This is a genomic window from Pseudomonas sp. UBA3153 (genome assembly GCF_002364635.1).
GTDB classification, from domain to species: Bacteria; Pseudomonadota; Gammaproteobacteria; order Pseudomonadales; family Pseudomonadaceae; genus Pseudomonas_O; species Pseudomonas_O kuykendallii.
Genome location: NZ_DEYR01000097.1, coordinates 46,394 through 60,954, shown reverse-complemented (window position 1 = coordinate 60,954; position 14,561 = coordinate 46,394). Strand labels below are relative to the sequence as shown.

General features: G+C 65.4%; 12 protein-coding genes. 3 read left to right on the top strand and 9 right to left on the bottom strand.

Features of this window, described 5'->3' with window-relative positions:
- Nucleotides 1–7: 7 nt before the first annotated feature.
- The 3 genes from B2X67_RS19920 to B2X67_RS19910 all read right to left on the bottom strand — a co-directional run bounded on the left by B2X67_RS19920 (nt 8) and on the right by B2X67_RS19910 (nt 4,710).
- Entirely contained in the window at nt 8–955 is a 948-nt protein-coding gene (locus B2X67_RS19920; protein ID WP_286786562.1) for a bifunctional enoyl-CoA hydratase/phosphate acetyltransferase, read from the bottom strand.
- Nucleotides 956–1,137: 182 nt separating this feature from the next.
- The gene (gene xsc, locus B2X67_RS19915) at nt 1,138–2,898 is read right to left on the bottom strand and encodes a sulfoacetaldehyde acetyltransferase (RefSeq protein ID WP_286786561.1); all 1,761 of its coding nucleotides are present in this window, start codon (nt 2,896–2,898) and stop codon (nt 1,138–1,140) included.
- A 342-nt stretch (nt 2,899–3,240) separates the two neighbouring features.
- Entirely contained in the window at nt 3,241–4,710 is a 1,470-nt protein-coding gene (locus B2X67_RS19910; RefSeq protein WP_286786560.1) for a PLP-dependent aminotransferase family protein, read from the bottom strand.
- A gap of 47 nt (nt 4,711–4,757) precedes the next feature.
- Between B2X67_RS19910 and thiS the strand changes: the two genes are divergently transcribed.
- Together thiS and B2X67_RS19900 are read left to right on the top strand one after the other, a co-directional pair.
- Nucleotides 4,758–5,081 carry a sulfur carrier protein ThiS gene (gene thiS / locus B2X67_RS20950; protein WP_376747775.1) on the top strand — a complete coding sequence of 108 codons (324 nt, stop codon included), beginning with the start codon at nt 4,758–4,760 and terminating at the stop codon, nt 5,079–5,081.
- A gap of 36 nt (nt 5,082–5,117) precedes the next feature.
- Nucleotides 5,118–5,915 carry a thiazole synthase gene (locus tag B2X67_RS19900; protein ID WP_286786559.1) on the top strand — a complete coding sequence of 266 codons (798 nt, stop codon included), beginning with the start codon at nt 5,118–5,120 and terminating at the stop codon, nt 5,913–5,915.
- 132 nt (nt 5,916–6,047) lie between these two features.
- Here the strand turns inward: B2X67_RS19900 and B2X67_RS19895 are convergent, their stop codons facing one another.
- Together B2X67_RS19895 and B2X67_RS19890 are read right to left on the bottom strand one after the other, a co-directional pair.
- Nucleotides 6,048–7,382, bottom strand: coding sequence for an MFS transporter (locus tag B2X67_RS19895; protein WP_282342308.1), 1,335 nt, complete (start codon nt 7,380–7,382; stop codon nt 6,048–6,050).
- 89 nt (nt 7,383–7,471) lie between these two features.
- Complete coding sequence (locus B2X67_RS19890) at nt 7,472–9,136, bottom strand: GMC family oxidoreductase (RefSeq protein ID WP_282342306.1); 1,665 nt, start codon at nt 9,134–9,136, stop codon at nt 7,472–7,474.
- Between the two features lie 237 nt (nt 9,137–9,373).
- Between B2X67_RS19890 and B2X67_RS19885 the strand changes: the two genes are divergently transcribed.
- Entirely contained in the window at nt 9,374–10,171 is a 798-nt protein-coding gene (locus B2X67_RS19885; RefSeq protein ID WP_282342304.1) for an IclR family transcriptional regulator, read from the top strand.
- 419 nt (nt 10,172–10,590) lie between these two features.
- On the opposite strand, the gene B2X67_RS19880 is transcribed toward B2X67_RS19885, so the two are convergent.
- Genes B2X67_RS19880 through B2X67_RS19865 form a run of 4 tightly spaced genes read right to left on the bottom strand, consistent with a single transcriptional unit; the run spans nt 10,591 to nt 14,367 of the window.
- Nucleotides 10,591–11,307 carry an ABC transporter ATP-binding protein gene (locus B2X67_RS19880; protein ID WP_282342302.1) on the bottom strand — a complete coding sequence of 239 codons (717 nt, stop codon included), beginning with the start codon at nt 11,305–11,307 and terminating at the stop codon, nt 10,591–10,593.
- Nucleotides 11,304–12,176 (bottom strand): ABC transporter ATP-binding protein, encoded by an 873-nt coding sequence (locus B2X67_RS19875; protein WP_273229068.1) that lies wholly within the window; start codon nt 12,174–12,176, stop codon nt 11,304–11,306. The genes B2X67_RS19880 and B2X67_RS19875 overlap by 4 nt, the downstream gene beginning before the upstream one ends.
- Nucleotides 12,173–13,453: a high-affinity branched-chain amino acid ABC transporter permease LivM gene (livM, locus tag B2X67_RS19870; RefSeq protein WP_282342299.1), complete on the bottom strand. Its 1,281-nt coding sequence runs from the start codon at nt 13,451–13,453 to the stop codon at nt 12,173–12,175. Before livM ends, B2X67_RS19875 begins: the two co-directional genes overlap by 4 nt.
- Nucleotides 13,453–14,367 carry an ABC transporter permease subunit gene (locus B2X67_RS19865; protein ID WP_090223793.1) on the bottom strand — a complete coding sequence of 305 codons (915 nt, stop codon included), beginning with the start codon at nt 14,365–14,367 and terminating at the stop codon, nt 13,453–13,455. Before B2X67_RS19865 ends, livM begins: the two co-directional genes overlap by 1 nt.
- Between the last annotated feature and the right edge of the window lie 194 nt (nt 14,368–14,561).

Genomic DNA, 14,561 nt, shown 5'->3' with positions numbered 1-14,561 from the left:
TGTTCGCTCAGCTGGCCCGCTCGTGGAGCCGGCCGCGCTGATGGTCGATGAAGATCGAGGCCAGCGCGCAGGAGGCCAGGCGCGCCTCCAGCGGGTCGGCACGCGAGGTGATCATGATCGGCACCCGTGCACCGAGCACCAGTCCGGCCGCCGTGGCGCCCATGAAGTACACCATCTGCTTGAAGAGGAAATTGCCGGCCTCAAGGTTCGGCACCAGCAGGATGTCGGCGTTACCCGCCACCTCCCCGGTGATGCCCTTGATCTGCGCGGCTTCCACCGACACGGCGTTGTCGAACGCCAGCGGTCCTTCGATATGCGCGCCGCCGAGGGCGCCGATGGCCGCCAGCTTGACCAGTTCGGCGGCGTCTACGCTGGACGGCATGGCGGCGGTGACCTCCTCGGTGCCGGAGAGGATCGCCATGCGCGGCTTGGCGTAACCCAGCGCGTGCATCAGCTCGATGGCATTGCGGGCGATGTGCAGCTTGTCGATCAGCGTCGGCTGCACGTTGATCACCGCGTCGGTGATGCACAGCGCACGGTCGTTGCCCGGCAGCGTCATGTGGAAGACGTGGCTCAAGCGACTCTGGGTGCGCAGCCCGGCCTCGCGCTTGAGCACCGCGCGCAGCAATACGTCGGTGTGCAGGTGGCCCTTCATCAGCGCGGCGGCTTCACCGCGACCGGCGAGCATCGCGCAGGCCTGCGCGCTTTGCGCGTCGTCGTCGGCCTGCAGCAGACGGATGCCGTGCAGGTCCCAGCCGATACGCTCGGCCAGCGCGCGAAGGGCCGTCTCGTCGCCGACCAGGATCGGCTCGATCAGACCTTCGTCACACGCCTGGCGCGCACTGGCCAGGCTCAATTCGTTGACCGGATTAACCACCGCGGTGACGACCCTGGGCAGGCGCTTGGCGCGTTCGAGCAGGAACGGCGGGCATTCACGGGGAATCGTGCTGAGCATGAAGGCTCTCCGGTAGAAAGATTCGGGATGTGGCGCCACGGCGCCGGCCTGTACCGTCGAACGACGGTGCAGGAACTCGGATCAGTGGAGCGACACACGTGCAGCGCGTGCCGTTCCAGGCCTCCCGGGCAAGGAGGATGCCGGCCCGCAGCCGGACGGCAGCGGGCCGAAGCCTTACACGATCAGCAGTAGTCCTTGTACTTGTCGAGGTAGCGCACCGGCTTGGACAGCGCATCGCGGCGGAACGGATCGCCCAGCTCGCGGGTACACATGATCTCGATCACCGTGGTCTTGCCGTCCTTCTGCGCGGCGCAGGCGGCCTTCAGCGCCGGACCTACGTCTTCCAGACGGTCGACGGTGACGCCTTCGGCGCCCATCGCCCGGGCGATCTCGGCGAAGCTCTGGTTCTCCAGATCGCCGGCGACGAAGCGGCGGTTGTAGAAGTCCACCTGATTCTTCTTCTCCGCGCCCCACTGGCGGTTGTGGAAAACGATCGAGGTGACCGGAATGTTCTCCCGCACGCAGGTCATGATTTCCATCATCGACATGCCCCAAGCGCCGTCGCCGGCGTAGGAAATGGCGGTGCGGTGCGGCGCGGCGACCTTGGCGCCGATGATGGTCGGCAGCGCGTAGCCGCAGTTGCCGAAGCTCATGGCGGCGAAGAACGAACGCGGCTTCTCGAAGCGCAGGTAGCTGTTGGAGACCGAGTTGATGTTGCCGATGTCGGTGGAGACCATGGCATCGGCCGGCATCGCCTTCTCCAGCTCGCGCAGGACCTGGCGCGGGTGCAGGTAGCTGCCCTCCTCGCCCTCCTGCTCCTTGATCATGTCCAGCGAGTATTCATCCTTCTCGTGGACCCAGTCGTCGAGTTCCGCTTCCCAGGCGGATTTCTCCGCGGCGATTTCTTCGGCACGCGCGCCCTTGGTCTGCAGGCAGGCCACATCCAGCGCCTTGAGGCGCTCGTGCAGGCTGACCGCGGCGGCCTTGGCATCGCCGCAGATGCCCACGGAAATCTTCTTCACCAGGCCGAGCATGGTCGGGTCGCAGTCGATCTGAATGATCTTGGCGTTCTTCGGCCAGTAATCCATGCCGTGTTGCGGCAGCGTGCCGAACGGGCCGAGACGGGTGCCCAGCGCGACCACCACGTCGGCGCGGGAAATCAGCTTCATCCCGGCCTTGGAGCCCTGGTAGCCGAGCGGACCGCACCACAGCGGGTGGCTGGCCGGGAACGAGTCGTTGTGCAGGTAGCTGTTCACCACCGGCGCACCAAGGAATTCGGCCAGCGCCTTGCACTCCTCCACCGCGTCGCCCATCACCACGCCGCCGCCGGAGATGATCACCGGGTTCTTCGCCTGCGCCAGCATCGCCGCGGCTTCGGCCAGGCTCTGCTCGCCGCCGGCGCTGCGCTCGATGCGGATCGGCTTGGGAATCTCGACGTTGATGTCGCCGTAGAAGAAGTCGCGCGGGATGTTCAGCTGGGTCGGGCCGTTTTCCAGCATCGCGCGGTCGAAGCAGCGCGCGGTCAGTTCGGCCATCCGCGCCGGGTTGGCGACATGACCCTGGTACTTGGTGATGGTCTCGAAGAACGGCAGTTGCTGGGCTTCCTGGAAGCCGCCGAGGCCCTGGCTCATCGAGCCGGTTTCCGGGGTGATCACCACGACCGGGCTGTGCGCCCAGTAGGCGGCGGCGATGGCGGTGACGAAGTTGGTGATGCCCGGCCCGTTCTGCGCGATGCACACGCCGTGGCGGCCGCTGACGCGCGAATAGCCGTCGGCCATGTGCCCGGCGCCCTGCTCGTGGACCACCGGAATGAAGCGGATGCCGGCTGGCGCGAAGATGTCCATCGCGTCCATGAAGGCCGAGCCCATGATGCCGAAGATGTCGGTGACGCCGTTGGCGACCATCGTTTCGACGAGCGCCTCGCTGGGAGTCATGCGTGCCATGTATTGTTCCTTATCGGTTGGTTGCGTGCAGCGACTCGCGCGCCGCGGGAAGGGAGAGCGGGGACGACGACGCCATCCGCGCGGGTCGCGCGACGGCCTGGCGGGCGTGATGGGTGTTCACGGATCGGGTTTTCGCCGGCATGTGCGCCTCGCCCCTTGTTGTTCTTGTGGCTGACATCCGTCGCGACCGCCTCGTGGGCAAGGCCGCGCGAACCTGGACCAAGACTAGGAGCTGCGCGCCCCGCCGCCATAGGGCCAGTTCCCTGCCATGCGTTACGCCAGCCGCTCTGCCGCGGCCTGCGGCGATGGGACCAGTCGGCAGGAAATCGTCGTACCAGGGCGTCATGAGCACAGCCCCTGGATCAGTTCGGCGAGAATCTCGATGCCCGGCCGGATGCGCTCCACCGGAATCGACGAATAGCCGAGCCGGAAGAAATTCTGCGGCGCGTTCTCGCTGTGGAAATGGATGTCGCCGGGCTCGATCAGCACGCCGCGCTCGGCGGCGAGCTGGCGCAGCACGCGGGCATCCAGGTTGTCCGGCCCCTTCACCCAGTAGCAGGAGCCGCCGAAGGCGGGCTGCTGCGACGACTCGGGAAGAAACTCGTCGAGCGCCGCGTGCATCGCCTGCGAGCGCTCCTCGTAGGCCTGCATGAGTGTCATCATCAGCGCGTCGTGGTAGCCGCGCTCGAGGAACAGCGCCACCGAGCGCTGGTTGTTCGCCGCCGGGTGCCGCACCATCAGCCGGCGCAGCGCGCGCGCCTCGCGAATCAGCGCTTCCGGGCCGACCAGGTAACCGACGCGCAGCCCCGGCGCGAGGGTCTTCGACAGGCTGCCGGTGTAGATCACCCGCTCGTTGCGGTCGAGGCTCTTGAGCGCCGGCGTCGGGTTGCTGCGGTAGTTGGTCTCGCTTTCGTAGTCGTCCTCGATGATCAGGAAATCATGCCGGTGTGCCCGCTCCAGCAATTCGTAGCGCCGCTCCAGCGGCATGGTCACGGTGGTCGGGCACTGGTGGCTGGGCGTCACGTACACGCAATCGCAGGCGGCCAGACGGTCGTCGATGATCAGCCCGTGCTCGTCCACCGGCAACGGCAGCACGCGCGAGGGGTTGAGCAGCGCGATGTTGCGCACGTCCATGTAGCCGGGGTCCTCTATGCCGAGGCAGCGGTCCTTGTCCAGCAGCAGGCGGGCAAGGATGTACAGCGCCTGCTGCGCGCCGACGGTCACCAGAATCTGCTCGGGCCGCGCCCAGACGCCGCGCCGCGGAAGCAGGCGGGTGCGGATTTGCTCCATCAGCAGCGGGTCGTCGTTGTCGAGGCGGTCGCTGGCCCAGTCGCGGATCGCCGGTACGCTGACGGCGTCGCGGCAGCACTCGCGCCAGTTGGCGGTGGGAAACAGCGCCGGGTCGAACTGCCCGTAGATGAACGGATAGGGAAAGTTCTGCCAGTCGCGCGGCTTGATCTTGTTGCGCTGGGCGGACGGATTGAGCACGAAATGCCGCGACCAGTCCGGCGCATCCTGCGTGCGCGGCGCCGGCTCGACGCGCGGCGCGGCGGGCTTGCGCGAGAGGATCGCCGGGTTGACGTAGTAGCCGCTGCGCTCGCGCGCCAGCAGGTAGCCGTCGTCGAGCAGGTGCTCGTAGGTCAGCACCACGGTGTTGCGCGCGATGTTCAGTTGCTTGGCCAGCTTGCGGCTGGAAGGCAGCGGTTTTTCCAGCGGCATGTTGCCGTTGAGGATCGCCCGGGCGATCTGCTCGCGCAGCTGCTGCTGCAGGCTGGCGGCCTTTTCCGGGGACAAATGGAACAGTTGCAGCATCACGACCTCGCGTTCTAATTGTTGTTGTCGGACCGGCGGATCGACGCGTGCACGCCTCCGCGATGACGCCGCCGCGCTGGCACCAACGAGAGCAAATCGTTGGCCCTGCATGGCGCCGCGAGCGGCCGGGCAAGCTGGTGGCGGACACAACCGACCGGCCAGGCCGCATGATCGAGCTTCATATAAACGGCGAGGCGCACCGCCTGCCCCAGCCCTGCACCCTCGGCGAACTGCTGCAAAGGCTCGACCTGCAGCAGCGCCGGGTGGCGGCGGAACTTAATGGCTGGGTGATCCCGCGCAGCCAGCACGGGGCATGCGTACTCGCCGACGGCGATCGCTTGGAACTGGTCCACGCCATCGGCGGCGGCTGACTCCGGTCGCGCCACGCCGCCGCACAAGGAGCTGCCATGAACGTCGCCACATCCCCGCCGGACTGCCTGATCGTCCACGGTCACATCTTCACTTCGCGCCTGCTGGTCGGCACCGGGCATTACGCCGACCTGGAGCAGACCCGCGCCGCCGTCGAGGCCAGCGGCGCCGAGGTGGTCACCTTCGCGGTGCGCCGCAGCAACCTCGGCCAGGACGCCGCGCAACCGAACCTGCTCGAGGTGATCCCGCCCGAGCGCTACACCCTGCTGCCGAACACCGCCGGCTGCTACACCGCCGAGGATGCGGTGCGCACCTGCCTGCTCGCCCGCGAACTGCTGGACGGCCACGACCTGGTCAAGCTGGAAGTGCTGGGCGACCAGAGGACGCTCTACCCGGACATCGGCGAAACCCTCAAGGCCGCCGAAACGCTGGTTCGCGAGGGGTTCCAGGTGATGGTCTACACCAGCGACGACCCGCTCGCCGCGCGCAAGCTCGAAGACCTCGGCTGCGTCGCGATCATGCCGCTGGGCGCGCCCATCGGCTCCGGGCTGGGAATCCGCAACCCTTACAACATCGGCCTGATCGTGGAGAACGCCCGGGTTCCGGTGATCGTCGACGCCGGCGTCGGCACACCCTCGGATGCCACCTTCGCCATGGAACTGGGCTGCGCCGGCGTGCTGATGAACACCGCCATCGCCAAGGCCCGCGATCCGCTGCTGATGGCCGCGGCGATGCGCAAGGCGGTGCAGGCCGGGCGCGAGGGTTACCTGGCCGGGCGCATGCCCCGGCGTTCGCTGGGCGACGCCTCGTCGCCACTGGGCGGTCTGTTCTACTGAGACTGAGATAGTCGCCTCCTCGCCCCACCGGGCTTCATGCCCGGAGGGGCTCGTCTTTTTCCGCGCTGATCCACCACACGAAGCAAAGCCAGCGTCTCCTCGCGAAGACGCTGGCCGGGCCGTTTCGAGTGGTTACGGCATGGCGCGCGCCGGGTTAGCGCTACCGGCCGAGGCCTGCTTTTCCTTGCCCTGTTTCTTTGCATGCCGACCGATCCACCAGGCCGAGTAGGCACTGATCACGCCGACGCCGAGCACGTACCAGCAGGTACTCCAAGGTTGCCCGCCGCTGCTGCGCATCAGCGCGGTGGCGATCATCGGGGTCAGGCCGCTGGCGAAGATGCCGGAGAACTGATAGACGAAAGAGATCCCGGTGTAGCGCACCTTGGCATCGAACAGTTCGCAGAACATCGCCGCTTCCGGCCCGTAGACCGAGGCGTAGAAGATGCCGAACGGGATCACGATGGCCAGCCAGATGGTGAACATGTCGCCACCGCTGGTGGTCATCAGCCAGAACGCCGGGAAAGCCGAGATGCCGGTGATCAGCGAGCCCCACAGGTACACCCGGGTTCGGCCGATGCGATCGGACAGCGCGCCGAACAGCGGGATGGTGAAGCACATCACCACCGCGGCCACCATCACCCCGATCAGCGCTTCCGAACGGGGCAGGTTGAGCGTCTGCGTCAGGTAGCTCAGGGAGAACACGCCGAACACGTTGAAGAACACGCCGTCGATGTAGCGCGCGCCCATGCCGGCCAGCACGTTCTTCGGATAGCGCTTGATCATGTCGATGAAGGGAATGCTGGCCTCGGCGTTCTCCTGCTTGACCTTGGCGAACTCCGGCGTCTCCATCACGTTCAGGCGAATCCAGGTGCCGAGGAACACCAGCACCGCGCTGAGCAGGAAGGCCGCGCGCCAGCCCCAGTCGAGGAATTGTTGGTCGCTGAGCGCGTAGGATAGGAACCCGACCACGCCAGAGGCCAGGCACAGCCCGATGGCCAGGCCGACCTGCGGCAGGCTGGCGTAGAAGCCGCGCTTTTTCTCCGGTGCGTACTCGAACGCCATCAGCACCGCGCCGCCCCACTCGCCGCCCAGTCCGATGCCCTGGAACACGCGCAGCAACAGCAGCAGGATCGGCGCCCAGACGCCAATGGTGTCGTAGGTCGGTACCAGACCGATGAGGAAGGTGGCGACGCCCATGATCATCATGGTCATCACCAGCATGCTCTTGCGCCCGATCTTGTCGCCGAAGTGGCCGAAGATCACGCCGCCCAGCGGCCGGGTGACGAAGCCGACGGCGAAGGTGCCGTAGGCGAGCATGGTCGACACCAGCGGATCGTCCGAGGGGAAATACAGCTTGTTGAAGACGATGCCGGCGACTACGCCGTAGAGGAAGAAGTCGTACCACTCGATGGTGGCGCCGATGACGCTGGCGGTTACGACCTTGCGTAACGAGTTTTGCGATGACATGGCAGTGCTCCTATTTTTGTTTTGCTAAGCGACAGGCTCCGCTGGCGCCCCGCAGGGCGCGGTTGGCAGGTCCGTCACGTGGAGGTCGGTCAGGATGCCTGGGCTTCTAGTTCTGCACGCGTCGAAGTCAATGGGACTCGCTGGCTGAGCGAGGGCTGGTTCGCCTCTTCGAGGATCATCTCCGAGGCCTTTTCCGCGATCATGACCACCGGCACGTTGGTGTTGCCGGAAACCAGGGTCGGCATGATCGAACAGTCCACCACCCGCAGCCCCTGCACACCATGAACACGCAGGCGCTGATCCACCACCGCCAGCGGGTCGTTGCCCATCTTGCAAGTGCCGGACGGATGGAAGATCGAGGCGCCGTATTCACGGCAGAATTCGAGAATCTCGGCGTCGCTCTCGCACGCCGCACCGGGCCGGTACTCGCGGCGGATCAGGCTCTTCAGCGGCTCGGTTTCGGCCAGCTTGCGGGTGTAGCGGACGCCGGCGATGGCGGTCTGCCGGTCCAGTTCGGCGGACAGGTAGTTGGGCTGCATGGACGGCGCGTCCATCGGGTCAGCAGACTTGATCCGCACGTAGCCGCGGCTCTGCGGACGCAACTGGCAGACCGACATGGTGAACCCAGAGAACGGGTGCACGCTGCCTCCGGCTGAGTCCGCGCTGAGGGTGCCGAAGTGATACTGGATATCCGGCAACCCGTCAGGCGAATGGACATTGGTGAACAGCCCGCCCTGATTGATGCCGATCGCCAGCGGGCCGGTGCGGGTCAGCAGCCATTGCATGCCCATGCGCATCTTGCGCACGAGCGAGTTGAGGTCGTCGTTGGTGGTGATCGGCTGGGTGCACTCGTACATCAGGCGGATCTGCAGATGATCCTGCAGGTTTTCGCCGACACCCGGCAGCGCATGCACCAGCGGGATACCGAACTGCTGCAGCAGTTCGCGCGGGCCGACGCCCGACAGTTGCAGCAACTGCGGCGACTGCAGCGCGCCGGCGCTGAGAATCACCTCGCGATTGGCGCGCACGCTCAGCGAGCGACCGCCCTGACGGTACTGCACACCCACCGCACGGGTGCCTTCGAACAGCACCTTCTCGGCGTGCGCGTTGGATTCCACCGTCAGGTTCGGCCGGCCCATGGCTGGGCGCAGGTAGGCCACCGAGGTGCTGCAACGCAGGCCGTTGCGGGTGGTCAGCTGGTAGTAGCCGACGCCCTCCTGATCGCCAGTGTTGAAATCGTCGACCCGTGGCACACCGAGCCCGTTGGCGGCGCCGATGAAGGCTTCGGTGAGCGGATGACGGGCCTTGATGCTGGAGGCCCAGAGCGGCCCCTCGGTGCCGCGGGTAGGCCCGGCGCCGAGGTCGTTGTGTTCGGCGCGGCGGAAGTACGGCAGCACCTGGTCCCAGCTCCAGCCTTCATTGCCGGCGGCGGCCCAGGCGTCGTAGTCGGCCTTCTGCCCGCGGATGTAGATCAGCCCGTTGACCGAGCTGCAGCCGCCGAAGCCGCGACCGCGCGGCCAGTAGATCTTGCGGTCATGCATGCCCGGGTCGGGGTCGGTGTAGAAACCCCAGTTGTACACGGGGTGGAACATCGTCTTGGCATAACCGATGGGAATGTGGATCCACAGGTAGCGGTCCGGCGGCCCGGCCTCCAGGAGGCAGACGCTGTATCGACCGTTCTCGCTCAACCGGTTCGCCAGTACACAACCGGCAGAACCGGCGCCGACAACGACATAGTCGTAGGCGCGTGACATTCGGGAATCCTCTTGTTTTTATATTTCATAAATCCGAACAACGCTTGAAAATTAAAACATTACGGACCACTTTCATGGAACCAGAAGTCTTTCTCCCATGAGGCCACCGCCGGCAGAATTTCCAAATCCCGCAGAAAGCCTTTATAAATCAGTAACGAAGTTAAAGAAGACCATTTGCCGGCCGGAACAGGTAACCAGAAAATGGAACGAAAAGATTCAAAAAAGAATGTAGAGGCGATGGATAGCGAAGCCCTGGGCAACGGTGACCGCAGCCTGCGCGCCCTGATCGCGCTCGAGGCCGTGGTCTGCGCCAGCGAGCCGGTGACCCTGGCGCAACTCAGCGACCGCCTGCAGGCACCCAAGGCGACCCTGCTGCGCATGCTCACCGCACTGGAGCGCCACGGTTACCTGATCCGCGAACTGGACGAAAAGACCTACCTGCCCGGCCCCCACGCCCGGCAACTGGGCCTGCATGCGCTGCGTAACCAGGCGGTGCTGCAGCGCCATCGGCTGATCCTCGAGGAACTGGTCGCCGAGCTGGGTGAAACCTGCAACCTGACCGCGCTGGACGGCAACCAGGTGCTCTACATCGACCGCGTGGAAACCCGCGAACCCCTTCGCCTGCATGTCGAGCCCGGCACCCATGTGCCGTTGCACTGCACCGCCAGCGGTAAGCTGTACCTGGCGAGCATGAGCGCCAGCCAACGCCAGCGGATGCTCGCGCACCTGCCGCTGACCCGGCAGACCGACCGCACCCTCACCGACGCGGCCCTTCTGGAGACCGAGCTGGAACGGATCAAGGCGCGCGGCGTGGGCATCGACAGCGAGGAGTTCGTCCGTGGCATGGCGGCCGTGGCGGTGCCCATTACCGATGCAGCCGGTCACTGCGTCGCGGCGCTGGCCTGCCATGCGCCCACCGCGCGCAAGAGCCTCAACGACCTGCTCGATTGCGTGCCGCGCCTGCGCGAGGCCGCCGCGCTGCTGGCCGAATCGATGACCGTGCGCGAGGCCAGCCCGGTGAAGGCTGCCAGCTGATCGCGACAAGCAAGACGTGGAAAACCCCGCGACAGCACAAAAAACGCACAGTTCCCTGAAAGCCGCGTCCCCAGGCTGGTCGCGGCGGCCGCCCCCTCCTTATTCACAAGACTATCCACAGCTCCTGGGGACAACTCCCCGACGCTTCGCCGAGCGCCAAGGTCTTCAATAACTGACTGTTTTCCCTTGGAATTCATCCAGTCGGTCAAATTCCGAGCAAACCTCTGGAAGCCGCGCAGGCAGTCGCCCGCAGCACTCTGCCACCACGTTATGCACAGCTCGCTCCACAGTTTCGCTGAACAACTCCAGGGCAGTGACTCTGACGGTCTGCAGCACCGGGAAGGTTTCCCCGGGCAATAAAAAGCCCGGAGCGGGAAACGAGCCAGGCTCGCATCCCACTCCGGGCGAAAGGGTATTACTCAGTGACCGCCGAGGTAGGCTTCGCGAACTTCGGGGTTGGTCAGCAGTTCCTGACCGGTGCCGGACATGCGGATCTGCCCGGTGACCATCACGTAGGCGCGGTCGGAGAGACGCAGTGCGTGGTTGGCGTTCTGCTCCACCAGGAAGATGGTCATGCCGGTCTGCGCCAGTTCGCGCAGGGTCGAGAAGATCTGCTTCACCACGATCGGTGCCAGGCCGAGCGACGGCTCGTCGAGCAGCAGCAACCTGGGTCGGCTCATCAGCGCACGGGCGATGGCGAGCATCTGCTGCTCGCCGCCGGACATGGTCATGGCGCGCTGATTGCGGCGCTCCTTGAGGCGCGGGAACAACTCGAACATGCGCTGCATGTCCTCGTCAGCGAACTTGGCGCCGATGGGGATGGTGCCCATCAGCAGGTTCTCCTCCACGCTCATGTCGGGGAACACGCGGCGACCTTCCGGCGACTGCGCGATGCCGTTGGAGGCGACGTAGTGCGCCGACTTCTTGCTGATATCGGTGCCCTGATAGAGGATCTGCCCGCTCTTCGCCCGCGGCTGGCCGAAGATCGACATCAGCAGGGTCGACTTGCCGGCGCCGTTGGCGCCGATCAGGCTGACCGTCTCGCCCTCGTTGATGTGCATGCTCACGCCCTTGAGGGCATGGATCTGCCCGTAGAAGACGTTGACGTCCTTGAACTCCAGCATCGGCGAACTCATGCCACTTCCTCCTCTTCCGCGCCGAGGTAGGCGGCAATCACCTTCGGATCGTTCTTGATGTCGTCAGGCCCGCCCTGGGCGATGACCAGCCCGTGGTCGAGCACCACGATGTGGTCGGAGATGCTCATGACCATGCCCATGTCGTGCTCGATCAGCAGCACGGTGATGCCGTGCTCGTCGCGCAGCAGGCGGATCATCCCGGCAAGTGCCTCGGTTTCCGCGGGGTTGAGGCCGGCGGCGGGTTCGTCCAGGCAGATCAGTTCCGGCGCCGTGCACATCGCCCGGGCGATTTCCAGGCGGCGCTGCTGGCCATAGGAAAGCTCGCCGGCGAGACGGTTGGCGTGCTCCACCAGGTCGACCACTTCCAGCCAGTAGAACGCGGTGTCGAGCAGCTTGCTTTCGGCCTTGCGGTAGCCGGGGGTGTTGAAGATGCCGGCGAACATGTTGCGGTTGGCGAGCATGTGCTGCGCCACCAGCAGGTTTTCCAGGACGGTCATTTCCTTGAACAGGCGAATGTTCTGGAAGGTCCGCGCCAGGCCGGCGCGGTTCACCAGGTGGGTGCCGCCGAACATCTTGTACCAGACCCGCGAACCGAACTGCGCCGGCTTGACGAAGTCGTCCGCCGCGAAGGGCTCGCCGAGCACCTTGATCACGTCGGTCTGCTTGCCCTGGGCGTTGAGCAGGATCTTCCCGCCCGTGGCCGAGTAGAAGCCGGTGAGGCAGTTGAACACGGTGGTCTTGCCGGCACCGTTGGGGCCGATCAGCGCGGAAATCGAATGCCGCTTGACGGAGAAATTCACGTCGTTCAGCGCCTTGATGCCACCGAAGTGCATCATCAGCGAGTCGACGGAGAGAATGACGTCGCTCATGGCGCCACTCCTTTGCGTGGGGCTATGCCGATGCGGTTGATGCGAATCAGGCCGCGTGGTTTCCAGATCATCATCACCACCATGAGGATGCCGAACAGCAGCACGCGGTAGTCCGCGAAGCTGCGCAGCAACTCGGGGGCGACGGTCAGCACGAAGGCGGCGATCACCACCCCGATGGTCGATCCCATGCCGCCGAGGACGACGATGGCGAGGATCAGCGCCGACTCGAAGAAAGTGAACGAGGCCGGGTTGACGAAGCCCTGGTAGGTGGCGAAGAACACCCCGGCGATACCGGCCGTGGAGGCGCCGAGCATGAACGCCGAGAGTTTCACCAGCACGTGGTTGAGGCCCATCGCGCGGCAGGCGATCTCGTCTTCGCGCAGCGCTTCCCAGGCACGCCCGACCGGCATGCGGGTGAGGCGATGCTTGATGTAGAGCACCAGCAGCACGACCAGGAACAGCACGGCGTAGGTGAACAGGAACTTCAGGTTCGGATCGTAGGCGATGCCGAAGAACTCGTGGAACGGCGTGCCGCCATCCTTAGCGCGGCGGGCGAACTCGAGGCCGAAGAAGGTCGGCGCCGGAGCGCTCATGCCGTTCGGGCCGCCGGTCACCGCCAGCCAGTTGTTGAGGATCAGGCGGATGATCTCGCCGAAGCCGAGCGTGACGATCGCCAGGTAGTCGCCGTGCATCCGCAACACCGGGAAGCCGAGCAACATGCCGGCGAACGCGGCGAGGATCGCCGACAGCGGCAGCATGCTCCAGAAGCCCAGGCCGAGGTACTCGTAGCCCATCGCCAGGCCATAGGCGCCGATGGCGTAGAAGCCGACGAAGCCCAGGTCGAGCAGGCCGGCCAAGCCGACCACGATGTTCAGGCCGAGGCCGAGCAGCACGTAGATCAGGCCGAGGATGACCACGGTGAGCAGGTACTTGTTGGCGAAGAACGGAAACGCCACCGCCAGCAGTACCAGCACCGGGAGGATCCAGCGCAGCCGCGACTTGTAGTCCGGCGGCAATACGCCGACACCGCCCGCCGGGCTCTCGAAGCTCTGCAGCACCACGGCGCCGCGCGGGGTCTGCAGGAACAGGCTGAGGGCGAAGCGGCCGACCATGACCACCAGCACCATCCAGCCGACACGGTCGAACTGCAGGTTGAAATCGTAGCCCTGGAGGACTACCCCGACGATCGGACCGAACACGATGAGGGCGATCAGCCCGGCCATCACGCTGTCGATCAGGCTTTTCTTGATATCGATGGAAGAAGTGCTCACGGGCATCACACCTTAGTCACCTGGGGACGACCCAGGAGCCCTTGCGGTCGGAAGATCAGGATCAGTACCAGCAGCGAGAAGCTGAACACGTCCTTGTAGTCGGTGTTGACCATGCCGGAGAACTGCGCCTCGGCCACGCCGAGGATCAGCCCGCCGAGCATCGCGCCGGGCAGCGAGCCGATGCCGCCGAGCACCGCGGCGGTGAACGCCTTGATGCCGATGATGAAGCCGGCATAGAAGTCGAAGGTGCCGTAGTTCAGGGTGATCAGCACGCCGGCCAGGGCACCCATGGACGCGCCGATGACGAATACGTAGGAGATCACCCGATCGGTGTTGATGCCGAGGATCTGCGCCATCTTGCGGTCCTGCTGGGTCGCCCGGCACATGCGTCCGAGGCGCGTGCGCTGGATGATGAAGGTCAGCGCCAGCATGCCGGCAATGGCGGCGGCGATGATGAACAGCTTGGTGTAGGTGATCATCACGAACCCTTCGCCGACGTGCAGCCGCAGGCTGCCTTCGAGCATGGTCGGGATGCCTTGCTGACGCGCGCCCTGGCTGAGCTGCACGTAGTTCTGCAGGATCAGCGACATGCCGATCGCCGAGATCAGCGGTGCCAGACGGGTCGAGTTGCGCAGCGGTTTGTAGGCGATGCGCTCGATGGCGAACCCGTAAACGCCGGTCACCACGATGGTGAATATGAGGGTCCCGAGAATCACCAGCGGGAAGGAGTGCACGCCGAAGAAGCCGAGTACCGCGATGGCGATGGCGGCGAGGTAGGCAGAGACCATGTACACCTCGCCGTGGGCGAAGTTGATCATGCCGATGATGCCGTAAACCATGGTGTAGCCGATGGCGATCAGGCCATAGACCGAGCCGAGGGTCAGGCCGTTGATCATTTGCTGCAGGAAAATACCGTCCATAAATCAACTCTCAAGTCATGACGGGAAGAGGAGTCTTGCGAGGGGCCTGGGAGGTGCATCCGGTTGCCTGGGTAAGGCAGGGCGGCGACTCCCCCTTGAAAAGAAGGGCCGGGCGACCGAGGCCGCGCCGCCCTTCCGAGGCTCGACGCAAATACCCGAAGCCCCCGTGCGGGATCACCGCACGGGGGCTTCGA